Source organism: Streptomyces purpurogeneiscleroticus, from assembly GCF_020024005.1.
GTDB lineage: Bacteria > Actinomycetota > Actinomycetes > Streptomycetales > Streptomycetaceae > Streptomyces > Streptomyces purpurogeneiscleroticus.
Genome location: NZ_NHSG01000110.1, coordinates 1 through 25,650, shown reverse-complemented (window position 1 = coordinate 25,650; position 25,650 = coordinate 1). Strand labels below are relative to the sequence as shown.

The window sequence follows — 25,650 nt, the reverse complement described above, 5'->3', positions numbered from 1 at the left end:
GTAGATCATGCCGTGGGCGTAGTCCAGGGCATGGAAGTCGACCTCGCCGCCGAGCGAGCGTTCTTTCCAGGTCTTTCCGGCGTCCGTGCTCTGGAGCAGGCCGCGGTTGGCGGGGGCATCGGTACCCTCCACACCCGTCATCCGTACTGGCGGAATACCCCTAGGGGGTATACCGTTGCAGCTATGGACCGCGGAAGCGGGCCGCACAGGACGGGAAGGGGATGAAGGTCATGGATCACAGCGCTCACCACACCGGCACCGCGCACGATCATGCCTCCCACGAGGACCATCATGGACACACTGCCCACGCCGCCCACCACAGTGAGCACACGCACGGCGGGGCTTCCTGGGCGACGGCCGCGAAGGCGACGCTGCACTGCCTGACCGGGTGCGCCATCGGCGAGATCCTCGGCATGGTCATCGGTACCGCCCTGCTGTGGGGCAACGTGCCGACCATGATCCTGGCGATCACGCTCGCGTTCCTCTTCGGGTACTCGTTCACCCTGTTCGCGGTCCGCCGGGCCGGTCTGGGCCTCAAGGCCGCGATCAAGGTCGCGCTGGCCGCCGACACCGTGTCCATCGCCGTGATGGAACTGGTCGACAACGGCATCATCGCCCTGGTCCCGGGAGCGCTGGACGCCCACCTCGCGGACGGGCTGTTCTGGTCGGCGCTCCTGGGCGGGTTCGCCGTGGCGTTCGTGATCACCACACCGGTGAACAAGTGGATGATCGGCCGCGGCAAGGGCCACGCCGTCGTCCACGCCTACCACTGACACGGGACAACCTGATACCGAGCAGACGCGCGCCCTGGGCACCCCGACGGTCGGGGTGCCCAGGGCGCGCATCTCATTGCTCTGCCCGGTCCGTCTGCATGCGCCGGGTGAAGGTCCTGCCGCCGTCCGTGGACTCGTACACGCCGTCCTGAGTGGCGGCCAGCACGCGGCGGGTGTCGACCGCGGTGAGCGCTTGCGGGGCCCCGCCGGGTACGCGGCCGGTCGGGTGCCAGGTCTTTCCGGCGTCCGGGCTGCGGCTCAGCCGGCCCGTCGTGTCGATGCCGTACAGCGCGTCCGCGGCTTTCCAGGACACGAAGGCCATGACCGGACCGCGTCCCGACGAGAACGTCCGGCCGCCGTCGGTGCTCTTCGCGACACCCTCCTCGGTGGTGGCCAGCACCACGTCTGCGTTGCGCGGGCTCACCGCTATGTCGAGCGCTTGGAGCTCGCCACCGTCTTTCCAGCGGACGCCGTCCTTGCTCGTGCGGAGCAGGCCGTGGGTGCTGTCGTATCCGTAGATCATGCCGTGGGCGTAGTCCAGGGCATGGAAGTCGACCTCGCCGCCGAGCGAGCGTTCTTTCCAGGTCTTTCCGGCGTCCGTGCTCTGGAGCAGGCCGCGGTTGGCGGGGGCATCGGTACCCGGGGCGGGGTGGCCGCTGGCGAGGAACGTGCGGCCCCCGGACACGGTGAAGCCCATGAAGTCGTCCTTGCTGGTGCCGACGCGTTGCGGCGTGGCGTTCTTTCCGGGCGTGAACACGCCTTCGTGAGTGGCCACGTAGAGCCGCTCGGTGTCCGGGTCGACGCCGATGCCGTGGATGTGGCTGATGCCGTTGTCGGCCGGCGCCGCGTGCGAGTGCGCGTCCGCTTCCGAGTGCTGGGCTCCGTCGGATGGCGTGTTCGAGCAGGCGACGAGCGTGAGGGGGAGAAGCGCCGTTGTGGCCAGGCAGCGCGCGAGGTGCAGTCTCATGTGGCTGGTGTCTGTCCTGTGCGGGTGGGCCCGCCGCTCCTCGGCAAGACAGGGCCGAGGAGCGGCGGGCAACCGATGGGGTGACTCTCCGAGAGTCCCGAGAGTTCTGACAGTTCAGTTCTGACAGGTCTGACAGTTCTGACCGGTCTGAGAGTTCTGGGATTCCGGTGAGTCAGAGCCGGTCGAGGATGTCCTGGAGTTCGTCGATCTCGGCGGACTGCGTCTTGATGACCTCGGCGGCGAGCTTCTTCGCGGCGGGGTTACGGCCGTCCTTCTGCTCGGTCTTCGCCATGCTCACCGCACCCTCGTGGTGGGCGATCATCAGCTCCGCGAACTTCTTGTCGAACTCCGCGCCCTTCGCTGCCTTCAGGTCGGCCATGTCCTTGCCCGACATCATGCCGGGCATGTCGGAGTGGCCGGACATGGGCGAGTCGCTGGACATGGACGAGTGCCCGGAGTGGTCCATGCCGGACATCGGCGCCTCCGGAACCTTCTCGCCCCAGCCCTTCAGCCACCCGGACATGGTCTTGATCTCCGGGTCCTGGGCCTCCTTGATCTTCTTGGCGAGGTCCTTGATCTCGTCGGAGGAGGCCCGGGTGGGCGCCAGGTCGGCCATCTCCACGGCCTGGCGGTGGTGCGGGATCATGTCCTGGGCGAAGGACACATCGGCGTCGTTGTGCGGGCCGGCGGCCGGCTCGGCCTTCGCCGAGGAAGAGGTGGCGGGCGACTTCGGCGCACTGCTGTGGCCGTCGTGCCCACCGTCACCGTTGCCGTTGCTGCCGCAGGCGGCCAGTACCAGGCCCGCTGCCACAGCCGTTGCGGCGAGGGCGGTACGGCGGGCGACGGAACGCGGGCGATGCATGGTCATGGTCATAGCTCCTGGTGTCAGGGGGTTTCTGGACGTGCCTCAGTAAGGCACCGGGCTGCTGGAGAGGCCCGGTACCTCGCGGCGTGTCTAGATCCGCAGGAGCTGTAGTTCCGCCAGTGAGGGTGGCGCCCGGCTGCCGTGCTCGCTCGTCGGCGCGGCTGCACAGGGTGCGTCGGCGGCCTCCGGTGGCACGACGGCGCCGGGAAGCAGGTCGGGCAGTGCGGGGCCGCCGGGGATGGCGCCGGAGGCGCAGGTCGCGTCGGCGTGATGTCCGCGGTGCGTACCGGAACCGCACCCGTCGTCGGCACAGCCGCCGTGGTGAGCGGCCTGGGCCGTGGCGGCCATCGCGCCGTGGTGCTGGTGAGAAGGCGCCGCAGCCGTCGCGACGGGCGCGAGGGCATGCATGCCCAACAGGCCCGCCAGCAGGCCGAGCACGAGCAGCGCGCGCCACCGCCGCGCGGGCGGCGTCGACGCACTGGGCGCTGTGCTCGGTACGGAACTCCTCACGCCGCCCATGCTACGCAGCGGTCCTCCAGCGATACGCACCGACGCCCCAGTTGTCAGCGGTCAGTGCTGGTGGCTGCCGTGCGACTCCGGCTCCTGCTGCGCGTCCTTCTCGGCCGCCGCGTCACCCGCCGTGCCGCCGGCGCGCACCGTGAAGGCAGCGGTGCGGACCGTGCCCTGGTGCTGGAAGTCGAGGAAGAGACGGTAGGAGCCGGGGCTCGGGGCCGTGGCGGTGAAGGAGATCTCGGGGCCGGGCTTCGTCTTCCCGTCACCGGGGGCGCCGTTGGGGTGGACGTGGAGGTAGGCCAGGTCGCCGGCGCGCAGGGCGACCAGGTGGCCGTAGGCGCCGAGGTAGGGCTGGAGGTCGGTGACCGGGCGGCCGTCCTTGGTGACCTTCAGCTTCAGCTCGTCCTCCGCGCCCGGGCGCAGGCGCCCGTCGAGGGTGACGGTGTAGCCGTCGACCTTCGCCGTCCGGGAGGGCCCGGGGAGCGCGGCGGGGCGGTAGCTGCCGGTGACGGCCAGGTCGGCGCCCAGCGTGAGGTTCTCGGCGCCCTTGACGGCAGGCTTGAAGTCGGCGAAGAGGCGGTAGCCGCCGGCCTTCGGGAGCTCGGTGTCCGTGCTCCAGGTGCCGTCGGCCGCGCGGGTGGGGTGCAGGTGCCGGTACGTGCCCAGGTCCCGCGAGGCGAGGATCAGGTGCAGTTCCTTGCCGTGCTCGCGCCGGTACGCGGTGAGCTGCCGGCCGCTGTCGTCGCGGACGGCGAAGCGGATCGTTGACTTCTCGCCCGCGGGGACGCTGGGGGTCTTGAGGTCCAGTGAGTAGCCGCTCTGGGAGATCTGCAGGCCACCGGGCGGCGTGTCGTGGCCGCCGCCCTCCTGGTGATCAGCGCTGCCTCCCGACGCGTCGCTGCCGTGCTTGCCGGCGTGCGCGGCGGGCTCGGGTGCCGCGATGGGGGTGACGGCGTTGCCCACGCCGTACGCGGCCCCGAAGGAGGCGGCGAGCGCGGCGACGAAGGCGGTGATCTTCGCTGGGGTGTTCATCGGGTTCTCCTCGAATCGTCGGATCGTCGGTCACCGCATTCGAGCGGCCGGTCCGTATGCAGTCCGGAGCATATACCCCCTCGGGGTATGCGCAAGCCTCGATCGAAAGCTTGCCATCGATACGGGGTGGGGGTATACATAGCAGGGCCGCAACCGATACCCCCGGAGGGTATCGAGCCGGTGCATCCAGAGCCCGATCGCTTCCCAGGAGGAACCATGTCCAACTGCTGTACGCCCGACGGCAGCTGCCAGACCAACGGCGCGCAGAGCACCACGACCGCCGTCGCCGACAGCCGGACCACGGTCTACGCGATCGCCGGAATGACCTGCGGCCACTGCAAGGCGACGCTCACCAAGGCCATCGGCGAGGTCGACGGCGTGCTGAGCGTCGAGGTGGACGTCGAGGCCGGCACCGCGAGCGTCGTGAGCGCGGCGGAGCTCGACGACGCGAAGATCGCCGAGGTCGTCGACGAGGCGGGATACGAACTGACCGGCCGGGCCGCCTGACCCAGGCCCTGTCGCCGGGCCCGCCGCCGCGCGGGCCCGGCGGCCTGACGCATCCCAGGACCTGACCCTTTCGGGTACCTGACGCACTCGAGGAGCAGTGATGACTACCACCACGGAATCCCACGAGGTCGAGCTCGCCATCGGTGGCATGACATGCGCCTCGTGCGCGGCCCGTATCGAGAAGAAGCTCAACCGTATGGACGGGGTCGAGGCCACCGTCAACTACGCCACGGAGAAGGCGAAGGTCAGCTACCGAGGCGCGGACGTCTCCGTCGGCGACCTGATCGCCACCGTCGAGGCGACCGGCTACACCGCCCAGGAGCCGGCACCGCCCCGTACGGAGAATGCTCCGGATACCGATGAAGCGGGCGACGCGCCGGATGAACTCCGCCCCCTGCGTCAGCGGCTGATCACCGCAGCGGCGCTCGCCGTCCCCGTGATCGCCATGGCGATGGTCCCCGCCCTGCAGATCGAGTACTGGCAGTGGCTCTCGCTGACGCTGGCGGCGCCCGTCGTCACGTACGCCGCCTGGCCCTTCCACCGCGCCGCATGGACCAACGCCAAGCACGGCGCGGCCACCATGGACACCCTGATCTCGGTCGGCACGACGGCCGCGTTCCTGTGGTCGCTGTGGGCGCTGTTCTTCGGTACGGCCGGCACGCCCGGCATGACGCACCCCTTCGAGCTGACCATCGCCCGCACCGACGGCGCCGGGAACATCTACCTGGAGGCCGCGGCCGGCGTCACCGCCTTCATCCTGGCCGGGCGCTACTTCGAGGCGCGGTCGAAGCGGAAGGCGGGCGCCGCGCTGAAGGCGTTGCTGGAACTGGGCGCCAAGGAAGTCACCGTACTGCGCGGTGACCGCGAAGTGACCGTTCCCACCGCCGAGTTGCAGGTCGGCGACCGCTTCCTGGTCCGCCCCGGCGAGAAGATCGCCACGGACGGAACGGTCGTCGAGGGATCGTCCGCCGTGGACGCCTCGATGCTGACCGGTGAGTCGGTCCCCGTCGAGGTCTCCGTGGGCGACACCGTCACCGGTGCCACCCTCAACGCGGGCGGCCGGCTCGTCGTCGAAGCGACCCGCGTCGGTGCCGACACCCAACTCGCCCGGATGGCCAAGCTGGTGGAGGACGCGCAGAACGGCAAGGCTGCCGCCCAGCGCCTCGCCGACCGGATCTCCGCCGTCTTCGTACCGATCGTGATCGCCCTCGCGCTGGCCACCCTCGGCTTCTGGCTGGGCAACGGCGCGGGCCTGACCGCCGCCTTCACCGCCGCCGTCGCCGTACTGATCATCGCCTGCCCCTGCGCCCTGGGCCTGGCCACCCCGACCGCGCTGATGGTCGGCACCGGCCGGGGCGCCCAGCTCGGCATCCTCATCAAGGGCCCCGAAGTACTGGAGACCACCCGCAAGGTCGACACCATCGTCCTCGACAAGACCGGCACCGTCACCACCGGCCGGATGACCCTGCTGGCCGTGCACACCGCACCCGGCACCGACGAGACCGACGTACTGCGCCTCGCCGGCGCGCTGGAGCACTCCTCCGAGCACCCCATCGCCCGTGCCGTCGCCGACGGCGCCGCCAAGAAGGTGGGCACACTGCCCGCCCCCGAGGACTTCGCCAACGTCGCGGGGCTCGGCGTCCAGGGCGTCGTCGACGGCCACGCCGTACTCGTCGGCCGCCCGAAGCTGCTGGCCGAATGGGCCATCGAGCTGCCGGCCGAGCTGGCACGCGCCAAGTCCGAGGCCGAAGCCGCAGGCCGCACCGCCATCGCGGTGGCCTGGGACGGCGAGGCCCGGGCGGTTCTGGAGGTCGCCGACGCGGTCAAGGAGACCAGCCCGGAAGCCATCCGGCGGCTGCGCGCCCTCGGCCTCACCCCCATCCTCCTCACCGGCGACAACGAGGCCGTGGCCAAGGCGGTCGCCGCGGAGGTCGGCATCGACGAGGTGATCGCCGAGGTCATGCCGGAGGACAAGGTGAACGTCGTCAAGCGCCTCCAGGGCGAGGGCCGCAGCGTCGCGATGGTCGGCGACGGTGTGAACGACGCCGCCGCACTGGCCCAGGCCGACCTGGGGCTGGCCATGGGCACCGGTACCGACGCGGCGATCGAGGCCGGTGACCTCACCCTCGTACGGGGCGACCTGCGCGCCGCGGCCGACGCCATCCGGCTCTCCCGCAAGACGCTCGGCACCATCCGCTCCAACCTCTTCTGGGCCTTCGCCTACAACGTGGCCGCCCTGCCCCTCGCCGCCGCCGGCCTGCTCAACCCGATGATCGCGGGGGCCGCCATGGCCTTCTCCTCGGTCTTCGTGGTCGGCAACTCCCTCCGCCTGCGCGGCTTCACGCCCCACTCCTGACGCCCGACCGAAGAGGGGCCGGAGACTTCGCTCTCCGGCCCCTCCTCCGCTCCGGACGTCATGCCCGGTACCACCAGAAGATCCGGCACGTTCAGATGAGATGAGGCGTCAGTGACCGGTTACCAGAACCACAAGGACGACATCCTGCGCCGACTGCGCCGCGTCGAGGGCCAAGTGCGGGGACTCCAGCGCATGGTGTCCGAGGACACCTACTGCATCAACGTATTGACACAGGTGTCCGCGACCAACGCGGCCCTGCAGTCCTGCGCGCTCGCCCTCCTCGATGAGCACCTCAACTGCTGCGTCACCGAGGCGATCGGCAAGGGCGGCGGTGAAGCGCGGGAGAAGGTCGCCGAGGCATCGGCGGCCATTGCCCGTCTCGTACGGTCATGACGCGCGCGACCGTCGTACGATGTGGCACGGCCATGTGGCGGCGTCGTGCCGCAGAAGGGGGACGGCGTGCGCCGGCTGGGGGAACTGGAAGCCGAGATCATGGACCGGCTCTGGCGATGGGACCGGCCCGCCACCGTGCGCGACGTGGTGGACGACATCAACCGCACACGCACCGTCGCCTACACCACCGTCATGACCGTCGCGGACATACTCCACCGCAAGGGCCTGCTCCGTCGGCAGAAGAACGGCCGGGCATGGGTGTACGAACCGGCGCACAGCCGCGAGGAGTACACCGCGGCCCTCATGCAGGAAGCACTGGGGCACACCGAGGACCGGCGAACGGCGCTGCTGCACTTCGTCGAGTACATGTCCCCGGAGGACGTCGAAGCGCTGAACGCCGCGCTCCGCTCCACCCGGCAGCCGGACTAGCCGATGCTCCATCACCTGGTACTGCCGCTGGGGATCGCCCTGGGCAGTGCCCTGCTCGCGCCCGCTCTCCTGGCCCGCGCCCGCTGGGCCCCGCACGCCCCGCGCCTGGCGATCGCCGGCTGGCTCACCCTGGCCGTTCTCACGACGGCCGCGGTGGGGCTGGGCCTGGCGCAGCTCCTGCTGCCACTGGCCGGGGCCCACGACGCGCTGGCCTTGATCATGGCCTGCACGGCAGCGGAGGGCGACGCGGCGCAGCCCCAGGGCCGGCTGTATCTCCTGCTGGGCTCTTCGCTGGCCGCGGCGGCGCTCTGGCCCGTACAGGCCCTGGCCAGGGAACACCGCAGGACCCGGCGGGCCCGGAAGCGCCACGCCGATCTGCTGCGGCTGGTGGGACGGCGTTCCGCGCCGCTGGGCGCGGTGGTCATCGAGCACGCGGTGCCGACCGTCTACTGCCTGCCCGGCCGTTCGCCGCAGATCGTCGTCAGTTCGGGCGCTGTCCGTACGCTGAGCAGGCGGCAGCTGGACGTGGCGCTGGCGCACGAACGGGCCCACCTGCGCGGCCGTCACCACTGGCTCAGCGCCGCCGCGTGCGCTTTCGGTACGTCCTTCCGGTGGCTCCCCCTCGGCCGCCATCTCCGCCGCGAGGTACCGCTGTTGCTCGAAATGGCGGCCGATGACCGCGCTCTGCGGCACGGGTCCCGGCAGGCGCTGGCGGCGGCCCTCTACGAGATGGCAGCCGGCCAGGCGGCCCAGGGCACGCTCTCGCTGAGCGGCTCCTCCACCGTCCTACGGGTCCGGCGCCTGCTGACCACCGAACGACCGCGCCGGGCGGCAGCGCATGGTGCCCTCACCATGCTGGCGTACTGTCTCGCCGCGGTTCCGCTCCTGGTGACGTGCTGCGTGCTCTAGGCACCGCCTCGATCTACTTACTTACTACGTACATTCGTAATTCCCGGGCTTCGCAACGGAACAGCCAACAGATATTTCCGCGGAATGATTGCAGTCTTGCGAAATGCTCGGGAAGGCTGATTCCATAAGCGACTTGAGGTCTATGGTGGACCGCAGTGGGGCGACTGCGCCCGCGGGAGGGATGAGGCTCCATGGGCCAGGTGGACGTGCGGTTGGCGGTCGAGGCGGACACCCCCGCGGTGTCCCGCATTGTCGCCGAATCACTCCGTAATAGCTATCTGGACCTGCTGGGTAAATCCGCCGTCGAACGCTTGGTCAGTCAGCAGTGTTCGCTGACCCGAATTCGCACGGAAATCGGCGCGCCCGGCAGCGGGCCCGGCTGGCTGGGCTGGCTCGTCGCCACCGCGGCGGACGGCACGGTCATCGGCGCGGCTGCCGGCGGCATCGCCGAGGCGGGTTCGGGCGAGGTGTATGCGCTGTGCGTGACCGATGCGCATCGCCGTAAGGGCGTGGGCACGTCCCTGCTGACCGCCGTCACCGATCAGCAACTCCGGAACGCGGCGCGGCAGCAGCGGGTGTCCCTGCTGGCTGCACAGGACCCCGCCGTCCCCTTCCTCAGCCGGCACGGCTTCCGGCCTGCCGAGGAGCGCACCGTGGACCGGCTCCGGTACGCGCGCGCCGTGTGAGGAAGCGCCGAGCCGCTCCGGCCCGTGGCGCGTTCACGCCATCGCGTGGACACGCAGCCGTTCTCCATAGCTCGCGGCACCTCTTCCCCGACAGGATTTCTCCAGGTACGGCCCCGGCGGCACGGGTGCTGTCCCGGGCGGCAGTGTCCGCCCGAAGGAACCTGGAGGAGCCATGGACGTGCGAACCAGTACCGCCCCTACCGCATTGTGCGACCTCTCGGACGAGCTGCCGCCCCGGCCCACGGGAGTGCCCACCGGAGGGCTGTGGCTGCCCGGCCTGGAGAGCGTCGCGCCGCAGAACGAACAGGACGTGTGGCTGCACGATGCGCTGCTCGGCCCGCACAGCGCCGACATCGTGGGCTATCTGGGCCTGGCGCGCCGGACCGGCGGTCCCGTGCTCGATCTGGGGTCGGGCGCGGGCCGGCTCACCGTGCCGTTCGCCCGGCACGGGTTCGCCGTCGCGGCGGTGGACCGGGACGGCCCCAGCCTGAAGCGGCTGCGGCACTGGGCGGACCGGCTCGGAAAGAGCACCTCGGCGCTGGTCACCACGGTCCGTTCCGACCTGACCCGGCTGCGGCTCCGGCAGGACTACCAACTGGTGGTACTGGCGGGCGCCATGATCACCGCACTGCCTCCGCACACCCGCGGACGCCTGCTCCGCCACGTCGCCGCGCACCTCGGCGCCGGCGGCCTCCTGGCCCTGGACTACCCCGAGCACTCGATGAGCGCTCTCTCCGAACAACCCAGCCGCACATGGGCGTTCGACGTGCCACGCTGCGACGACGTGAGCGAGCGGGTCGTGGCGCGGCAAATCTTCGACCTCGCCGAGGGGTCGGAAGAGATCACCTATTATTGCGAACGCGTGGTCGGTCATCGGACGCACCGCAGCATGCTCACGACGCACAAGTGGCTGGTGGAAACCGACTGGTTGGCACAGGAAATCCACGACGCCGGGCTGCAGGTCGCCCAGCGAAAGCCGCATCGGATCGACGGTGTCACGGAGCATGTGCTCTTGATTTGCCGCGCCGCCCCATGATGGGGTGACGGCGGTCACGACTTGATCGGTGGACAGCGGCCGCCGGTCAGGAATGTGGCGAGGTCGCTGCGGGGCGCGGCTTATGGACTGAGGGGGATGGCCGCAACGTGTCCAGATCCGGTTCTGTTGGCAGTAACGAGGACCTTGCGTTCCATCTCTACCAGGCATTGCGTTCTCGGGGAGCAGCGGGTTTCTCCGCCGTGGCCCAGGAGTTAGGGCTGGAGCCGGCAGAGGCCGGCGCGCTGCGCGGCGAACTGGAACAGCTCGGCCTGCTCGTCCCCACCGACCCGGTGCACACCACCGGCTTGGACACCAATCCCGGGTGGGTGCACGACAAGGCCGACGACACCGTCGCGGCCATCGATCCGGAGGTTGCACTCCTGCGACTTCTGGAGCACGAACAGGCCACCTTGCGGGAACGGCTCAAGCAGACCGACGAGGCGTACAGCCGGCTGGAAATGCTGGCCGGCAGATTTCTGCGGGCCGGGTCCGTATCGAATTCCGAAGTCGAAGTCGAAGTTCTCACCGACTACCGCCGAATTCAGCAGGTAGTGGAAGACGTGCTCGATGTGGTGCACGACAGTATCGCTTCGATGCATCCCGGCGCCATTGACACGACCACCCTCGAACGCTCCCTCAGCCGCGACAAACGCATGGTTGACGAAGGCGTCCGCGTCCGCGTCATTTACAACCAGCGGTTCGCTTCCGTACCCGCGCTCGCGGAATTTTTCCGGCGTCAGGCGGGCGTGGGCGTCGAGGTCCGCCTCTCCCCCGTCGTTCCGATGAATATGATCCTGGGCGACAGTCAGTTCGCCCTGCTGCCCGCGGACCCCGAGGACCACACCGCCGGCGCGATCCTCGCGCGGGGCCCGGCGCTGGTCCGGTCGTACCTCGCCGTGTACGAGTACTGCTGGCACACCTCCGCCGCCTTCGGCGAGGAGGAGGACCCCGAGCGCGGCGGCGACGGCCTCACCGAACAGCAGCGCGCCGCACTGCGCATGCTCGCCAGCGGCATGAAGGACGAGAAGATCGCCCGCAATCTCGGGGTCTCACTGCGCACGGTCAGCCGGCTTCTCTCGGAAGTCATGCAGGCTCTCGGTGCCGGCAGCCGCTTCGAAGCGGGCGTGCGGGCGACTCGGATGGGCTGGCTGGACTAGCGGAGGGCTTGGGCACGTCAGGTGGCAGGGCCCGGCGGGTGACGTCGACCCCCGTGCCGCGGGCCCGGGAACGTCCGTTTCCGGAAGCTCGACCAGCACAGTTGGCCGGACCAGCACTGGAGCGACCCCATCGACCTGGAGGTACGATGGGGTCAAATATTTGGCCCGACCATATGGCGGAGACATGAAGCGCGACGTACTGCCGGAGCAGCGCGAGGCGGCGATGCAGCAGCTGCGCGATGTCGGGCTCCGGGTGACGGGACCACGGCTGGAAGTCCTCAAGGTGCTGCGCGAGGGCGGCCACTTGGACGTCGAGGAGATCACCTCGATCGCCCGCGAGCGGCTCGGCACCCTCACGAGCCAGGCGGTCTACGAAATGCTGAAGCATTTCCTGGACACCGGGCTCGTCACGAAGTTCGACCGGCCGGGTTTTCCGGCGGTATTCGAAACGGCGGCGGAACCGCACCACCACGCCCTGTGCACCCGGTGCGGGCGGGTGGTCAATGTAGACGTCCAGGCCCCCACGCCGACGCGCAAGGGCCTGAGCGGCTGGCGCATGAACGCCGCCGAGCTGGTGTACAAGGGCGAGTGCCCGGAGTGCCGTTAGGCCGCGGGCTGGGCCGGGGGCCAGTCGATCTCCGGGTCCACGGCAGCGACGGTGGTGTCGCTCCCGGACACGGCCGGCGGCCAGTCGATCTCGCTCGCCAGGAACGTCGCCGAGCCCGCGCCCCGCTCCGCCGCGGATGCGGCCGTCGCGGGCACGACGACCGCCGCACACAGGACCGCGGCGACGGTGAAGCGGCGGAGCGCGCAACGAATTCCGGCGTACGAGAACATGAATCCTCCAGGGAGATGAAAAGAGATTTACCGCCCGTTCCCGTGCCGCCGGGATTTCCTCGGGCTGACTCTTCAATAATCCCGTTCGACTACCGGCCGATCCAGCGTTCATGGCGTCGTGCCCGCGCCATGGCGTGAGTGCGTCACGACCACCGGAAGCGGAATTGATCCCTCTCCGAACCCCTCCCCGAAGATCCCTCGGGAATACTTTCCGGAATTCAATTCTCCGCAATACGCTCAATACTTGAGCTGACCAAATTTATGGTACGTTCGTCAGCGCGGCGCCTTTTGGGCGAACACCCCCGGAACCGGCGGGAATCCAGCACCTCCAGGGGCGGGATCCCGCCCGGGCAGGGGCGTGCCGCCGCCCCTGCCCACCCCCGACGTGCGGTCCACGCAGCTCGTTCGTAGGTGGCGAGCGTGGCGTCCGCCGCGGTTTCCCAGGCCATGCCCGCCGCATGCCGGACGCCCGCCCAGCCCATCGCCCGCGCACGGCGCGGAGCACGGGCCAGGGCCAGCAAGCTCCGCGCGTAGTCCGCCGGTCGGTGACCGTCGAGCAGAACCCCGGTGCGCCCGTCCTGAACTGCCGTGGGCAGTCCTCCCACCCGTGCCGCCAGTACAGGCGTGCCGCATGCCTGCGCCTCCACCGCCACCAGGCCGAAGGATTCGCTGCGCGAGGGGACGACCAGGACGTCGGCGGCCCGGTACCAGTCGGCCAGCACCCGCTGGCGCACCGCCGGCTCCATCCGTACGACGTCGTCGACGCCCAGCTGCCGGCACAGCGCGGGCAGTCCGGGCGCATGTGTACCGCTCCCGCTGAGCCCGCCGATGACGGGGGCCAGGAGGCGCATACGGAGCTCCGGGGCGAGGTCCAGGAGTTCGGCGAGGGCTCTGATCAGTACGTCCGGCCCCTTCAAGGGCTGGATCCGGCCGACGAAGAGCGGGATGAAGGCGTCCGGCGGCAGGCCGAGGCGGCGCCGTGCGACGTCTCTGCCCGCCCCGGGGCTGAAGGTCTCGGTGTCGACACCCGGCCGCACGATGTCGGTACGGGTGGTCTCGGCACCGTAGAGGTCGTGGAGCGCGGCAGCCTCGTCGGCCGTGTTCGCGATCAGTCGGTCGGCGGCGTCGATGACCTGGTGCTCGCCGAGGATGCGTGCAGCGGGTTCGGCGCTGTCCCCCGGTGCCAAAGAGGCGTTCTTCACCCGGCCCAGCGTGTGCATGGTATGGACGAGCGGTACCCGCCACTGGCCTGCGACGGCCCGGCCCACCTGGCCGGACAGCCAGTAGTGGGAGTGGACGACGTCGTACGGGCGGCGTTGCTCAGCGGCTCGGAGCAGGTCCCGCGAGAATGCGGACAGCGTGCCCGGCAGGGCTTCCTTCGCGAGCGGGCCGCAGGGGCCGGCGTGGAGGTGGTGAACGGTCACCAGGTCGGCGAGCGGGACACGCGCCGGCAGGCCCTCGCCGCGGCAGCGGGTGAACACGTCGATCTCGGCGCCCTTGGCGGCCAGCGCGCGTGCCAGCTGCACCATGTAGACGTTCATGCCGCCGGCGTCCCCCGTGCCGGGCTGGTGCAGGGGCGAGGTGTGGACGCTGAGCATGGCGACACGGGGCGGCCTGGAAGCGGGGCGGGGCACGTGGGTCTCCTTCGAGGGGGCCACGTGCCCCGCCGCTGCCGTATCAGCACAGTGTCCGTACGGGACCCGGCGTCGCACGCGGCAAACGGACGGCCCCGGTGCGGTGGTGCGCCGGGGCCGGTGGGGTCACGATCCGGGGACGGATCGGAGGGGCGATCAGAACCCGAAGACGGGGCCTGACGGGGGTGACAGCCTGGTGCCGGGGGCGGGCGCGGCGAGCGCGTCCGCGGTGATCGCACGGCCGGTGGGCAGCCCGAGGGCCGCCGCCAGCCGGTCGGCGCCTTCCGGCATCACCGGCCGGGCCCATGCGGACAGCGCGCCGGCCACCTCCAACTGGGCCACGGTGGCGGCCATGCTGCGGCCGTGGCCGGTCGGGCGACGCCGTTCGTGGGCGTTGATGTGCGCGAAGTCGTCGACGGAGCGGACGGTCTCGTCCAGCAGGGCGACCGCGCGACGCGGGTCGAACGAGTCCGGCGCGTACGCCACGGCCAGGTCCTCGGCGGTACGCAGCAACAGCTCGCGCAGCCGCGGCCAGCCGGCGCCGCCGGGTTCCGCATCCGGGACGCGGCCCGCACAGTCCTGCCGTATCTGGGCGAAGAGCCGGATGAGCCAGCTGTTCCAGGTCGCGTCGAGGGTCCGGCGTGCCTGCTCCAGGTCCGCGCGGCTGAAGTGGACGGCACGCCCGACGGGACGGGTCTGCAGCACGTGCCGCCGCAGCGAGTCGGAGCCGAACTCCGTCAGCAGGTCCAGCGCCCACACGGTGGCGGGCTGCTCGCCGGGCAGGACGCTGTCGTCCAGTACGAGGGGTTCGTTGACGCAGAATCCCTGGGGCAGCTTGATGCCTTGGGCGAGCATGAGGGCGGGCAGCAGCACGGTCTGGCAGAAGGCGTGGTCGAAGCCGCAGAAGTGCATGGTCTGTTCCGGCGCGGGATGGAGATCCAGCCGGTAGCCGAAGAGGTGGATCGCGGCGGCCTCGAAGCACGCGTCGATGCGATGGCCGGCGAAGTCCTCCCCCGGTACGGGGAGGCCCCACTCCCCCGGTTGGCAGACGGCGACGTCCGGCAGCCCGTCCTCGATGAGCTGCTCGCACAGCGCCGCGAGGCGGGGCGGCAGCTCGGCGTCCGCCCAGTAGTCGGCCAGCTGGTCGCGGAAGGGCTCCAGCGGGAGGTGGAGCCGGCGGCAGCGGCGCATGGCCGCGGGGGTGTCACAGAGTGCGCAGCGCGGCTCCAGGAGCTCGCCGCTGCTGTTGGGCCGGGCGCAGGACGGGCAGGCGTTGCCGTCGCAGGGGAGCGCGCAGTGGGGGCAGGTGCCGTTCGCATGGGCGCCGTGCAGCCAGCGGTCGCAGGATTCGCAGTACGGCATGAGGCGGGTGCGGGCCGCGAGAACACCTTCGTTGCGGAGCCGGGTGAAGAGGTCCTGTACCCAGCTTCCGTAGCCGTCGGCGGTGCGGGGGTGGACGATGCGGTCGAAGACGACTCCGGCGCGCAGCAGGTCCGCGCAGATGGCCTGGCGGTACCCCTCCGCCACCTCTGCCGGCTTGCGGCCGGTGCGCAGCGCGCGGAGTTCGACGGAGCTGCCGTGCTCGGCGGTGCCGGTGGTGAACAGTACGGGCCTGCCGTCGGCGCGGAGGGCACGGCTGAGCACGTCGGCCGCGACGTAGGGGCCGGCCAGGTGGCCGATGTGGAGCTCGCCGTGGGCGGCGGGCGGGGTCGCGGTGATCCAGAGCGGGACGCTCACGGGCGGACCTCCTTGGTGTGCTGGGGGCCTGTTCCATCGGACAGGCTTCGGACAGGCCCTAGTGGGGCTCGAAGTGGAAGGAGCGGATGAAGCAGTCCCGTGGCTGCTCGACGGCGTAGACGATGCAGTCGAAGAGCGCCTGGCCGGTGAGTTTGTCGTCGGGGCGGTCGCCGAGTCCGGCCCATTCCACGGACCGGGGGTCGGCCGTGGAGAAGTCCGGCGGATAGAGGGAGAAGACCCGTACACCGGAAGGGCGCAGCCGGTGGGAGAGGATGTCGGCGAACCCGGCCTGCGCGTTCTTCGCCGCGTAGAAGGCGTCGTGCGCGGAGGTTCTGGCGGCTCCCGCTCCCCCGCGGACGGCCACCATGTTCACGATGTCCGGCCGGTGGGATTTCCGCAGCAGCGGCAGAAAGTGCTTCACCATGAGGACGGTGCCGCCCGCGGTGGATTCGATGGTCTCGACGATCTGGTCGTCCGAGGCGTCCTCCAGCTCGACGCCGTCGAGCCAGCGCGCGCCATTGTTCACCAGGAGGTCGACGCGCTCACTGTGTTCGCCCACTTGCCGGGCGAATTCCCGGATTTCGGCGGGACGGCTGAGGTCGCAGCCGAATGCGTGAATACGGTCGCGGGCAGCACCGAGGACTTCCGTCCGGGTGCGCTCGGCCGCTTCGACGGTCCGCGCGGAAACGAATACTTCGGCGCCCAGGTGCGCGAATCCCACGGCAAGTGATCGCCCGAATTCGCGCGAGGCGCCGGTCACCACGACACGCAGGTTCTCGAAAGTCATCCTGTCCCGTTCTCCTGAATCGGCTGGACCGTTCATTGAGCCTGGCAGAGGAAACGGGGAAGGTCTGCGGAAAACGGCGGCAGGTTCACGCCGTGGCGTGGGTACGCCATGGCAGCGCGACGTGCCGTTCGAGGACGCGCACCCGTTTGCCGGGAACGCTGACCCGCGCCAGCCGGGGGTCGGGGGCGCCGGTGACGGTCGCGGTGACCGTCGCGAGGCCGGCCGGGGTCGCCACGAGGAGGGCATGCGGCGGACAACCGGCCGCACGGGCCAGCCGGTACGGCACCGTGCCGTCGATGGCCGCGGCAGCGGCGAGGCACGTCAGCCCGGTCATGGCGAAGGAGGGGTGCCAGCCGGGTTCGGTCAGTGACCGCACGACGAGCCGTCCCGCTCCCCCGATGCCGACGACCGCGATCTTCGGTAACGCACCACGGGCCGACAGGCCCAGCATCGACCGGGCCGCGTCCCTCAGCCGTTGCAGACGGCCGAAGTCGGCGCTTCCGGCTGCGCACAGAGCCGACCGTCCCTCCAGCCCGAGATCCCGGGCATCGACAAACACGTACGGGTTGGCGAACCGCACCATCGACACCGTGTGCACCCCATCGGCGGTGCTGAGCACGTCCCGGGGACGTCCGGTGGGCAGCAGCTCCGCCGGCCGCGGCATCGCGGGCAGGAAGTGCACGGTGTACGAGCCGTCGGCGGCCGGCTCACAGACCACCGCGCCGGTACCGCCCGGACCGCGCGTACGCACGCGGACGGTACCGCGCATCCCACTCGCGGAAACGGCCGCCAGCAGCGAATGACCACACGCGCTGTCGAAAGCGAACCCGTCCTCCCGCTCCGCCAGCCCCTGAACAAAGCGGTACTCCAGGTCGAAGAAGGGATGCCGGGAAGGCCGGACGAGCGCGAACTTCAGTACCTCACCCCGTCCGCCCGCCCGCAGCGCTCTCCGCGCCTCGTACAGGGCCTCGGCCAACTCCTCCTCCCCCTCAGGGACTTCGTGCGCATCGAGAACGAGCGTGGGCCCCGGCGCGCCCTCCACCATGGCGAGGTGTGCCGTCACGCGGCGGCTCCGGCCAGTACAGGCGCGGCGGACGCGCGGGTCTGCGCAGGCCGCAGGGCGCGCAGCTCCTGCCGCCACAACTCGTGCACGACCAGTGCCCACAAGGCCATGGCGCTGGTGCCGGTCGGCCGGCGCAGATGGGCGGTGAAGAGTGCGCGGAGGCCATGCGGAGACAGCCGCGGATCGAGATGCGTTCCGGCGGTCAGCACGTCCTGGGCCAGCGCCATGAGGGGCGTACCGCGTACCAGCATCGCCTCGACGGGCAGCAGGAAGGGCTGCTTGGGCCGCCGGATCACGGCCTCCGGAAGCAGCCCCTGGGCCGCCTCGTGCAAGGCTCGCTTGCCGGTCTTGAGCGGGACGGGGAGGCGGGCGGCGAGACCAGTGATGGAGGGCTGGAGGAAGGGCAGCCGGGCCTCGACGGCCCAGGCCATGCTGAGGTGGTCCAGCCGCCTGAGGTGGTAGGCGGGCAGCCGCTGGAAAGTCTCGAACGAGGACAGCACGGCGTGCCGGTCGCCGGCCGCCGAGGACAGCCGGCCGGCGATCCGCTGCTCGGCGGTCCCCCGATCGGCCAGGAAGGCACGGTAGTCGGAGCTGTACAGCGACTCGCGCAGTGCGCTGGGCACCGCGGCGAGCGAGGCGACGTACGGGGCGACCCAGCCGGTACCGGGTGGTGCCGCCAGGGCCGTCCGCACCCGGTCGTACCCGGCGAACAGCTCGTCCGCGCCATCGCCGGTCAGCGCGACGGTGAAGCCTTCATTGCGCACGGCACGGAACAGCGCGTACGTGCTGAGGGTGATCGGGTCGGCGTTGGGCTGCCCGAGGTGCCACACCGTACGCGGCAGCAGGTCGGCGAACTCCGCCGGATCGGCTTCGACTTGGTGATGCACTGTGCCGCTCCGCCGCGCGATGGCGCGGGCGAAGCCGTGCTCGCTGCCCGGCCACTCGCCGCGGTATGTCAGGTGGAAGGTGTGCAGCGGCGGCGCCTGGGTTTCGTTGACGTGTTCCGCTGCCAGGGCGGTCACCAGACCGGAGTCGAGGCCGCCGCTGGTGATGGCGCAGACCGGCACGTCGGCCTGGACGAGGCGGCGCACTTCCCTGCGGAGGGCGTCCCTCGCGCCGAGGGATCCGCGGGAACTCCGGTGCGGTGTTCTCCGGTGCACACGCAGGCCGCCGCCCCTGGTGGCCAGGGCGGTCGCACCGGGCGGCAACGTCCGGATCCCCCGCAGGGCGGTCTGCCGGCCGAGGCAGGTACGGGTGGTGAGGTACTCGTCCAGCGCCTCGTCACGGTGCTCCGCCGGCACCTGGGGGAAAGCGAGCAGTGCGGGCAGCTCGGAGGCGAAGCGCACGCCGCCGTCGGCAGCGGCGTGGTAGTAGAGCGTCTTCATTCCGTGGTCGTCGACGGCGAGGAGCAGGCGCGGTTCGTCCGGGCGCAGGTCCACGAGGGCGATGGCGAACATGCCGTCCAGCAGCTCGACGAAGCCCGGCCCGTGCTCCGCGTACAGCGCGGGGATCACCGTGCCGTCGCAGTCGTCCGGGAAGGCGTGGCCCAGGGCCGCCATTCGGGCGCGCAGTTGACGGTGGTTGTAGATCTCTCCGTTGAGGACGGCGACGATGCCTGGCGCGCTGGCCAGACGATACGGCTGACCACCTCCGGTGGGGCCGGTGACGGCGAGCCGATTGCAGCCGAGCGACCAGCCCGGGCCGCGTGCGACGCCGTGGGCGTCCGGCCCGCCGTGCCGCTGCCGCCCCGAGACGGCGGCCAGCTCCTGGCCGGTGGCCCTGGTGGCGAATGATCCGCAGATCCTGCACATGACGACTACCTCCGAGCCCTTACCAGGCCATCCGACTTGAGGCGTTCAGTAATTTGAATCTACCAATTAATGGGTTGGCGCGTAAGTGCAATGGCGTGAACCGGCCACGCCTCGGCCTTGTCCGGCACACCGGCGCTCCCGCACGCTGATCGCATGAGCGACTCCCCCACCGGACGGCCCCAACGCAGCGCTCCTGCACGCCTCTTAGTGGTGGCGGCCCACCCGGACGACATCGAGTTCTGCGTGAGCGGGACCGTCATGCAGTGGATCGAACGCGGCACCGAGGTGACCTACTGCATCGTCACCGACGGCGGCGCGGGCGGTTACGACGAGCGGCTGCCGCGTCAGGCCATGGCGGACCTGCGCCGCGCCGAACAGGCGCATTCCGCGAAGCTCAGCGGCGTACAGGACGTCCGGTTCCTGGGCTATCCCGACAGCCTGGTCGAGCCGAGCGTCGAGCTGCGCCGGGACCTGTGCCGGGTCATCCGGGAGATCCGACCGACGCGGGCGATCATCCCGAGCCCCGAGATCAACTGGTCCCGCATCGCGGACGTCCACCCCGACCACCGGGCCGTGGGGGAAGCCGCGCTGCGCGCGATCTATCCGGAGGCACGCAACCCCTTCGCCCACCCGTCCCTGGTCAAACACGAGGGCCTGCGTCCGTGGACCGTGCCCGAGACCTGGCTGATGACCGGCCCCCGCCCGAACCAGTACATCGACGTCACCCCGGTCTTCGACCGCAAGGTCGAGGCGCTGCGCATCCATACCTCGCAGACCGCCCACTTCGACGACCTGGCCGGCCTGCTCCGCGACTGGCTCGGCGAGCACGCCCGGGCCGGCGGTCTGCCGCCCGGACGCCTCGCCGAGGCGTTCCAGGTCGTCGATACGGCCTGAGCCGATGCAGCCCGAGTCGATACGACCCGGGTCGATGCGGCCCGAGTCCATACGGTCCGAGGGGTCGGTCAGCCGTAGATGACCAGCTCGCTCTCCGTCGCACCGCGCAGCTCGTAGCGCGTACGGACCAGTGGGCGGCCTGCGTAGAGCCGGATGAGGGTCGGCACGTCGGCGGCCAGGGACGCCGCGGGCCGGCCCTCGACCTCGTTGCCGAGCACCAGGAGCTCGCCATGCCCCTGCAGGGTGGCGTGCAGACGGGGTGTGTGCCGTACGCGGCTGACGACGGACAGGATCGTCAGCGCCTCCAGCGCCCCCTTGCCGTCGTACGCGCCGGACTCGCCGAGCGCATCACGTACATCCCCGGCATGCACCCACTCCCCCAGCGCGATGACATCGAGCTCACCGTCGGATGCGGCGATGACCGGACCCGCCTCGGTGAAACCGCGCTCCAGCTCGTCCAGGACCTGTGAGGTCGTCCAGTCGGCGCGCTCGCGTACGTCGGCGGCGTTCGCCTCCGGAGTGAAGGCGCCCTCCAGCCGCCCTTCGACAATGCGGACCAGCGCGGCCCCGCAGTGGGCCAGGACTTGTCGTACGGTCCAGCCAGGGCAGGCCGTACGAGCAGCGAAGCCGTACTGGTCCGTGCCGCGCAGCAGCGGCATCAGCGCGTCCCGCTCCGTGCGCAGCAGCCGGTCGGGCAGCCAAGGATCTCGCTCGCCGGCCATCAGTAGCGGTAGTGGTCCGGCTTGTACGGACCCTCGACCTCGACGCCGATGTAGGCGGCCTGCTCCGGACGGAGCTCGGTGAGCTTGACGCCCAGGGACTCCAGGTGGAGGCGGGCGACCTTCTCGTCCAGGTGCTTGGGCAGCACGTAGACGTCGGTCGGGTACTGCTCGGGCTTGGTGAACAGCTCGATCTGGGCCAGCGTCTGGTCAGCGAACGAGTTGGACATCACGAACGACGNATCACGAACGACGGGTGGCCGGTCGCGTTGCCCAGGTTCAGCAGACGGCCCTCGGACAGCACGATCAGGACCTTGCCGTCGGGGAAGGTCCAGGTGTGCACCTGCGGCTTGACCTCGTCCTTGACGACGCCCTCGATGGCGGCCAGGCCGGCCATGTCGATCTCGTTGTCGAAGTGGCCGATGTTGCCCACGATCGCCTGGTGCTTCATCCTGGCCATGTCCGAGGCCATGATGATGTCCTTGTTGCCGGTCGTGGTGACGAAGATGTCCGCCGTCTCGACCACCTCGTCCAGCGTGGTGACCTGGTAACCGTCCATCGCCGCCTGCAGCGCACAGATCGGGTCGATCTCGGTGACGATCACCCGGGCGCCCTGGCCGCGCAGCGACTCCGCGCAGCCCTTGCCCACATCGCCGTAGCCGCACACCACGGCGGTCTTGCCACCGATCAGGACATCGGTGGCCCGGTTGATGCCATCGATCAGCGAGTGCCGGCAGCCGTACTTGTTGTCGAACTTCGACTTCGTCACGGCGTCGTTCACGTTGATCGCCGGGAAGAGGAGAGTGCCGTCACGGTGCATCTCGTACAGACGGTGCACACCGGTCGTGGTCTCCTCGGTGACACCACGGATCTCCGAAGCCAGCTTCACCCAGTCCAGAGAGCTGTTCGCCAACAGGTCCCGTACAACCGCTAGTTCGTCGTTGTCCGCAGCGGGCAGCTCGCCCGTCTTCCGGTACTCGACGCCCTTGTGGACGAGGAGGGTGGCGTCACCGCCGTCGTCCAGGATCATGTTGGGGCCGGTCCCGCCGGGCCAGCTGAGCGCCTGTTCCGTACACCACCAGTACTCCTCCAGGGTCTCGCCCTTCCAGGCGAAGACCGGGATTCCGGCCGCGGCCACGGCTGCCGCCGCGTGGTCCTGGGTGGAGAAGATGTTGCAGGAAGCCCAGCGGACCTCGGCGCCGAGGGCAACCAGGGTCTCGATGAGGACGGCGGTCTGCACGGTCATGTGCAGCGAGCCGGTGATCCGGGCGCCGGCCAGCGGCTGCGCCTCGGCGTACTCCTTACGGATCGCCATCAGACCGGGCATCTCGTGCTCGGCGAGGGTGATCTCCTTGCGGCCGAAGGCGGCCAGGGACAGGTCGGCGACCTTGTGGTCAGGCACAGACACGGACACTCCTTGAGGTCTGGACAGTCTGGACGGTCTCGATGGTCTGGATGCTGCGGTGGATGTCGAGGGCCGCTGTGGAGCGGTTGAGGGTGATGTAGTGCAGTCCGGGGGCGCCTTCGGCGAGGAGCCGTTCGGCCATGGCGGTGGCGTGGTCGACGCCGATGCGGTGGGCGGTGGCCGGGTCGTCGCGGGCCGCCTCCAGCCTGTTGGCGAGGTCTTCGGGGAAGGAGGCGTCGCTGAGTTCGGCGAAGCGGCGGATTTGGCGTACGTCGGTGGCCGGCATGATCTCGGGGATGATCGGGGTGTCACAGCCCGCCGCCGCCACCCGGTCGCGCAGCCGCAGATAGTCCTCGACGTGGAAGAACATCTGGGTGATGGCATAGTCGGCACCCGCCCGGCACTTGGCGACGAAGTGCCGGATGTCGCTCTCCCAGTCCGGCGAGCGCGGGTGCTTCTCGGGGAACGCCGCCACGCCAACAGTGAAGTCACCCAACGAGCGGACGAGTTCCACCAGTTCATAGGCATGCATCAGGCCGTCGGGGTGCGGATGCCATACGCCCTTGGGGTCGCCGGGCGGATCACCGCGCAGGACCAGCACATCGCGGATGCCCGCATCGGCGTACTGGCCGATGACGGCCCGCAGCTCGGCGACCGAGTGCCCGACGGCGGTCAGATGCGCGACCGGTCGGAGGGTCGTCTCGTCCGCGATGCGCCGGGTCACCTCGATCGTGCGGTCCCGCGACGAGCCGCCCGCGCCGTACGTCACGGACACAAAGTCCGGGCGCAGGGCTTCCGCTCGCCGAATCGCCTTCCACAGCACCCGCTCGCCGGCCGGCGTCTTCGGCGGGAAGAATTCGAAGGAGAAGGTGGGCCCGGCGTTCATGCCCGCCTCCCGGCGTTGAAGTAGCCCGCCTCGGGGTGGTGCACGACGATCGCGTCGGTGGACTGCTCGGGGTGGAGCTGGAACTCCTCGGAGAGGACGACGCCGATGCGCTCCGGCCGCAGCAGCTCCGCGATCTTCGCGCGGTCCTCCAGGTCCGGGCAGGCCGGGTAGCCGAGGGAGTAACGGCAGCCCTGGTATTCGGTGCGCAGCATCCCGTCGAGCGAACCCGGTTCGTGGTGCGCAATGCCGAGCTCGGCACGGACGCGGGCGTGCCAGTACTCGGCGAGGGCCTCGGCGAGCTGGACGGAGAGGCCGTGCAGCTCCAGGTAGTCACGGTAGGAGTCGGCCGCGAACAGCTTCGCGGTCTCCTCACCGATCTTCGAGCCGACGGTGACGACCTGAAGGCCGACCACGTCGGTCTCGCCGGATTCCTCCGGGCGGAAGAAGTCCGCGAGGCACAGCCGGCGGCCGCGGCGCTGCCGCGGGAAGGTGAAGCGGGTGCGCTCGGCACCGTTCTCGTCGAGGACGATGAGGTCGTCACCCTTGGACACGCACGGGAAGTAACCGTGGACCACGGCCGCTTCGAGCAGGTTCTCCGTACGCAGCCGGTCCAGCCACATCCGCAGCCGGGGCCGGCCGTGGGTCGCGATCTGTTCCTTCTTCAATCCCCACTGGCCTTTGAAGAGGGCGCCCTCGTCCAGCCAGGAGGCGTAGTCGGCGAGCTGAATGCCCTTCACCACGCGGGTGCCCCAGAAGGGCGGGGTCGGGACCGGGTTGTCGGTGGCCACGTCCGAGCGGACCGAACCCTCCGGCTCCTCGACCTCCAGTACCGCGGTGTCCCGCTTGGGTACACGGCGCTGCTTGAGCTCCGGCAGGGTCGCGCCGGGCACGCCACGCTTGACGGCGATCAGGGCGTCCATCAGGCGCAGGCCCTCGAACGCGTCGCGGGCGTAGCGGACCTCGCCCTCGTAGATCTCGTGCAGGTCCTGCTCCACGTACGCGCGGGTGAGCGCCGCACCACCGAGAATCACCGGGAACCGCTGTGAGAGACCGCGGGCGTTGAGTTCCTCCAGGTTCTCCTTCATGATCACCGTGGACTTCACCAGCAGCCCGGACATGCCGATCACATCGGCCTTGTGCTCCTCGGCGGCCTCCAGGATCGCGGAGACCGGCTGCTTGATGCCGAGGTTGACGACGTTGTAACCGTTGTTGGAGAGGATGATGTCCACGAGGTTCTTGCCGATGTCGTGGACGTCGCCGCGGACGGTGGCCAGCACGATGGTGCCCTTGCCCTCGTCGCCCTCCACCTTCTCCATGTGCGGCTCCAGATAGGCCACCGCGGTCTTCATCACCTCGGCGGACTGGAGCACGAACGGCAGCTGCATCTGACCGGAACCGAACAGCTCACCGACCACCTTCATGCCAGCGAGCAAGGTGTCGTTGACGATGTCGAGCGCGGGGCGCTCCTGGAGGGCCTCCTCCAGGTCGGCCTCGAGTCCGTTGCGTTCACCGTCGATGATGCGCCGCTGCAGCCGCTCCTCCAGCGGCAGCGCCGCCAGCTCCTCGGCCGCACCGGCCTTCAACGACTTCGCCGTGGCGCCCTCGAAGAGCTCCATCAGCTTCTGCAGCGGGTCATAGCCCTCGCTGCGGCGGTCGTAGATCAGGTCCAGGGCGACCTTGACCTGCTCCTCGTCCAGCCGCGCGATCGGCAGGATCTTCGACGCGTGCACGATCGCCGAGTCCAGGCCCGCCTTGACGCACTCGTCCAGGAAGACCGAGTTCAGCACGATCCGCGCGGCCGGGTTCAGGCCGAAGGAGATGTTGGACAGACCCAGCGTGGTCTGCACCTCCGGGTGGCGGCGCTTCAGCTCCCGGATCGCCTCGATCGTGGCGATGCCGTCCCGCCGCGACTCCTCCTGACCCGTGCAGATGGTGAACGTCAGACAGTCGACGAGGACGTCCGACTCCCGTACGCCCCACTTCCCCGTCAGCTCATCAATGAGCCGCTCGGCGATCTCGACCTTCTTCTCCGGCGTCCGGGCCTGGCCCTCCTCATCGATGGTCAGCGCGATCAGCGCCGCGCCGTGCTCCTTCGCCAGCGCGGTGACCTTCGCGAACCGCGACTCGGGCCCGTCGCCGTCCTCGTAGTTCACCGAGTTGATGACCGCGCGGCCGCCCAGCTTCTCCAGACCGGCCTCGATGACGGGCACCTCGGTGGAGTCCAGCACGATCGGCAGCGTCGATGCAGTGGCGA

General features: G+C 70.2%; 25 protein-coding genes and 1 pseudogene. 11 read left to right on the top strand and 15 right to left on the bottom strand.

Annotated features, from left to right (window positions below):
• The first annotated feature begins 221 nt into the window (after positions 1-221).
• Positions 222-773 (top strand): DUF4396 domain-containing protein, encoded by a 552-nt coding sequence (locus tag CCS38_RS05195; protein ID WP_372456995.1) that lies wholly within the window; start codon positions 222-224, stop codon positions 771-773.
• A 73-nt stretch (positions 774-846) separates the two neighbouring features.
• On the opposite strand, the gene CCS38_RS05190 is transcribed toward CCS38_RS05195, so the two are convergent.
• From CCS38_RS05190 to CCS38_RS05175, 4 genes are all read right to left on the bottom strand, one after another.
• Positions 847-1,740 carry a F510_1955 family glycosylhydrolase gene (locus CCS38_RS05190; RefSeq protein WP_223732002.1) on the bottom strand — a complete coding sequence of 298 codons (894 nt, stop codon included), beginning with the start codon at positions 1,738-1,740 and terminating at the stop codon, positions 847-849.
• A 172-nt stretch (positions 1,741-1,912) separates the two neighbouring features.
• Positions 1,913-2,602 carry a DUF305 domain-containing protein gene (locus tag CCS38_RS05185; RefSeq protein ID WP_223732006.1) on the bottom strand — a complete coding sequence of 230 codons (690 nt, stop codon included), beginning with the start codon at positions 2,600-2,602 and terminating at the stop codon, positions 1,913-1,915.
• Positions 2,603-2,695: 93 nt separating this feature from the next.
• A complete protein-coding gene (locus tag CCS38_RS05180; RefSeq protein ID WP_223732001.1) occupies positions 2,696-3,115 on the bottom strand; it encodes a DUF6153 family protein in 420 nt (139 codons plus the stop codon).
• Positions 3,116-3,175: 60 nt separating this feature from the next.
• A complete protein-coding gene (locus tag CCS38_RS05175; RefSeq protein ID WP_223732000.1) occupies positions 3,176-4,150 on the bottom strand; it encodes a DUF8832 domain-containing protein in 975 nt (324 codons plus the stop codon).
• A 216-nt stretch (positions 4,151-4,366) separates the two neighbouring features.
• Between CCS38_RS05175 and CCS38_RS05170 the strand changes: the two genes are divergently transcribed.
• The 9 genes from CCS38_RS05170 (at position 4,367) to CCS38_RS05130 (ending at position 12,230) form a co-directional block, all read left to right on the top strand.
• Complete coding sequence (locus CCS38_RS05170; protein ID WP_223731999.1) at positions 4,367-4,657, top strand: heavy-metal-associated domain-containing protein; 291 nt, start codon at positions 4,367-4,369, stop codon at positions 4,655-4,657.
• A 100-nt stretch (positions 4,658-4,757) separates the two neighbouring features.
• Entirely contained in the window at positions 4,758-7,013 is a 2,256-nt protein-coding gene (locus CCS38_RS05165; protein ID WP_223731998.1) for a heavy metal translocating P-type ATPase, read from the top strand.
• Between the two features lie 111 nt (positions 7,014-7,124).
• The gene (locus CCS38_RS05160; RefSeq protein ID WP_223731997.1) at positions 7,125-7,406 is read left to right on the top strand and encodes a metal-sensitive transcriptional regulator; all 282 of its coding nucleotides are present in this window, start codon (positions 7,125-7,127) and stop codon (positions 7,404-7,406) included.
• Positions 7,407-7,472: 66 nt separating this feature from the next.
• Complete coding sequence (locus tag CCS38_RS05155) at positions 7,473-7,835, top strand: BlaI/MecI/CopY family transcriptional regulator (protein WP_223732005.1); 363 nt, start codon at positions 7,473-7,475, stop codon at positions 7,833-7,835.
• A gap of 3 nt (positions 7,836-7,838) precedes the next feature.
• Entirely contained in the window at positions 7,839-8,744 is a 906-nt protein-coding gene (locus CCS38_RS05150) for a M56 family metallopeptidase (protein WP_223731996.1), read from the top strand.
• A 191-nt stretch (positions 8,745-8,935) separates the two neighbouring features.
• Positions 8,936-9,430: a GNAT family N-acetyltransferase gene (locus CCS38_RS05145; RefSeq protein WP_223731995.1), complete on the top strand. Its 495-nt coding sequence runs from the start codon at positions 8,936-8,938 to the stop codon at positions 9,428-9,430.
• Between the two features lie 178 nt (positions 9,431-9,608).
• A complete protein-coding gene (locus CCS38_RS05140; protein WP_223731994.1) occupies positions 9,609-10,466 on the top strand; it encodes a class I SAM-dependent methyltransferase in 858 nt (285 codons plus the stop codon).
• Between the two features lie 107 nt (positions 10,467-10,573).
• A complete protein-coding gene (locus CCS38_RS05135) occupies positions 10,574-11,623 on the top strand; it encodes a helix-turn-helix transcriptional regulator (protein WP_223731993.1) in 1,050 nt (349 codons plus the stop codon).
• Between the two features lie 184 nt (positions 11,624-11,807).
• Entirely contained in the window at positions 11,808-12,230 is a 423-nt protein-coding gene (locus tag CCS38_RS05130) for a Fur family transcriptional regulator (RefSeq protein ID WP_223731992.1), read from the top strand.
• Here the strand turns inward: CCS38_RS05130 and CCS38_RS05125 are convergent.
• From CCS38_RS05125 to asnB, 6 genes are all read right to left on the bottom strand, one after another.
• Positions 12,227-12,460 (bottom strand): hypothetical protein, encoded by a 234-nt coding sequence (locus tag CCS38_RS05125; protein ID WP_223731991.1) that lies wholly within the window; start codon positions 12,458-12,460, stop codon positions 12,227-12,229. The two genes, CCS38_RS05130 and CCS38_RS05125, sit on opposite strands and share 4 nt — an antisense overlap.
• A gap of 218 nt (positions 12,461-12,678) precedes the next feature.
• On the bottom strand, positions 12,679-14,058 hold the full coding sequence (gene mshA, locus CCS38_RS05120; RefSeq protein WP_223732004.1) for a D-inositol-3-phosphate glycosyltransferase: 1,380 nt from the start codon (positions 14,056-14,058) through the stop codon (positions 12,679-12,681).
• A gap of 192 nt (positions 14,059-14,250) precedes the next feature.
• Positions 14,251-15,831: a class I tRNA ligase family protein gene (locus CCS38_RS05115; protein WP_223731990.1), complete on the bottom strand. Its 1,581-nt coding sequence runs from the start codon at positions 15,829-15,831 to the stop codon at positions 14,251-14,253.
• 58 nt (positions 15,832-15,889) lie between these two features.
• Positions 15,890-16,618 (bottom strand): SDR family oxidoreductase, encoded by a 729-nt coding sequence (locus tag CCS38_RS05110; protein WP_223731989.1) that lies wholly within the window; start codon positions 16,616-16,618, stop codon positions 15,890-15,892.
• 85 nt (positions 16,619-16,703) lie between these two features.
• Positions 16,704-17,681, bottom strand: coding sequence for a PrpF domain-containing protein (locus tag CCS38_RS35485; protein ID WP_223731988.1), 978 nt, complete (start codon positions 17,679-17,681; stop codon positions 16,704-16,706).
• Entirely contained in the window at positions 17,678-19,492 is a 1,815-nt protein-coding gene (gene asnB, locus CCS38_RS05100) for an asparagine synthase (glutamine-hydrolyzing) (RefSeq protein WP_223731987.1), read from the bottom strand. The genes CCS38_RS35485 and asnB overlap by 4 nt, the downstream gene beginning before the upstream one ends.
• A 153-nt stretch (positions 19,493-19,645) precedes the next feature.
• Between asnB and CCS38_RS05095 the strand changes: the two genes are divergently transcribed.
• A complete protein-coding gene (locus tag CCS38_RS05095) occupies positions 19,646-20,386 on the top strand; it encodes a PIG-L deacetylase family protein (protein WP_223731986.1) in 741 nt (246 codons plus the stop codon).
• Positions 20,387-20,454: 68 nt separating this feature from the next.
• Here the strand turns inward: CCS38_RS05095 and CCS38_RS05090 are convergent, their stop codons facing one another.
• The 5 genes and pseudogenes from CCS38_RS05090 to CCS38_RS05070 all read right to left on the bottom strand — a co-directional run.
• Complete coding sequence (locus CCS38_RS05090) at positions 20,455-21,108, bottom strand: maleylpyruvate isomerase family mycothiol-dependent enzyme (RefSeq protein WP_223731985.1); 654 nt, start codon at positions 21,106-21,108, stop codon at positions 20,455-20,457.
• Positions 21,108-21,346 (bottom strand): annotated as a pseudogene (locus tag CCS38_RS05085) (adenosylhomocysteinase); the annotation flags it as partial. The gene CCS38_RS05090 and the pseudogene CCS38_RS05085, both read right to left, overlap by 1 nt.
• Before the next feature lies 1 nt (position 21,347).
• Positions 21,348-22,519: adenosylhomocysteinase (ahcY, locus tag CCS38_RS05080; protein WP_223731984.1), on the bottom strand; the 1,172-nt coding region annotated here is incomplete at its 3' end.
• Positions 22,500-23,396 (bottom strand): methylenetetrahydrofolate reductase [NAD(P)H], encoded by an 897-nt coding sequence (metF, locus tag CCS38_RS05075; RefSeq protein ID WP_223731983.1) that lies wholly within the window; start codon positions 23,394-23,396, stop codon positions 22,500-22,502. The genes metF and ahcY, both read right to left, overlap by 20 nt.
• The coding region (locus CCS38_RS05070; RefSeq protein ID WP_223731982.1) for a methionine synthase at positions 23,393-25,650 on the bottom strand (2,258 nt) is incomplete at its 5' end. The genes metF and CCS38_RS05070, both read right to left, overlap by 4 nt.

Excerpts from the sequence above, each read along its gene's own strand:
- CCS38_RS05195 (WP_372456995.1), top strand. The coding sequence starts at position 222 with ATGAAGGTCATGGATCACAGCGCTCACCACACCGGCACCGCGCACGAT.
- CCS38_RS05190 (WP_223732002.1), bottom strand. The coding sequence starts at position 1,740 with ATGAGACTGCACCTCGCGCGCTGCCTGGCCACAACGGCGCTTCTCCCC.
- CCS38_RS05185 (WP_223732006.1), bottom strand. The coding sequence starts at position 2,602 with ATGCATCGCCCGCGTTCCGTCGCCCGCCGTACCGCCCTCGCCGCAACG.
- CCS38_RS05175 (WP_223732000.1), bottom strand. The coding sequence starts at position 4,150 with ATGAACACCCCAGCGAAGATCACCGCCTTCGTCGCCGCGCTCGCCGCC.
- CCS38_RS05170 (WP_223731999.1), top strand. The coding sequence starts at position 4,367 with ATGTCCAACTGCTGTACGCCCGACGGCAGCTGCCAGACCAACGGCGCG.
- CCS38_RS05165 (WP_223731998.1), top strand. The coding sequence starts at position 4,758 with ATGACTACCACCACGGAATCCCACGAGGTCGAGCTCGCCATCGGTGGC.
- CCS38_RS05150 (WP_223731996.1), top strand. The coding sequence starts at position 7,839 with ATGCTCCATCACCTGGTACTGCCGCTGGGGATCGCCCTGGGCAGTGCC.
- CCS38_RS05145 (WP_223731995.1), top strand. The coding sequence starts at position 8,936 with ATGGGCCAGGTGGACGTGCGGTTGGCGGTCGAGGCGGACACCCCCGCG.
- CCS38_RS05130 (WP_223731992.1), top strand. The coding sequence starts at position 11,808 with ATGAAGCGCGACGTACTGCCGGAGCAGCGCGAGGCGGCGATGCAGCAG.
- CCS38_RS05125 (WP_223731991.1), bottom strand. The coding sequence starts at position 12,460 with ATGTTCTCGTACGCCGGAATTCGTTGCGCGCTCCGCCGCTTCACCGTC.
- mshA (WP_223732004.1), bottom strand. The coding sequence starts at position 14,058 with ATGCTCAGCGTCCACACCTCGCCCCTGCACCAGCCCGGCACGGGGGAC.
- CCS38_RS05110 (WP_223731989.1), bottom strand. The coding sequence starts at position 16,618 with ATGACTTTCGAGAACCTGCGTGTCGTGGTGACCGGCGCCTCGCGCGAA.
- asnB (WP_223731987.1), bottom strand. The coding sequence starts at position 19,492 with ATGTGCAGGATCTGCGGATCATTCGCCACCAGGGCCACCGGCCAGGAG.
- CCS38_RS05095 (WP_223731986.1), top strand. The coding sequence starts at position 19,646 with ATGAGCGACTCCCCCACCGGACGGCCCCAACGCAGCGCTCCTGCACGC.
- CCS38_RS05090 (WP_223731985.1), bottom strand. The coding sequence starts at position 21,108 with ATGGCCGGCGAGCGAGATCCTTGGCTGCCCGACCGGCTGCTGCGCACG.
- metF (WP_223731983.1), bottom strand. The coding sequence starts at position 23,396 with ATGAACGCCGGGCCCACCTTCTCCTTCGAATTCTTCCCGCCGAAGACG.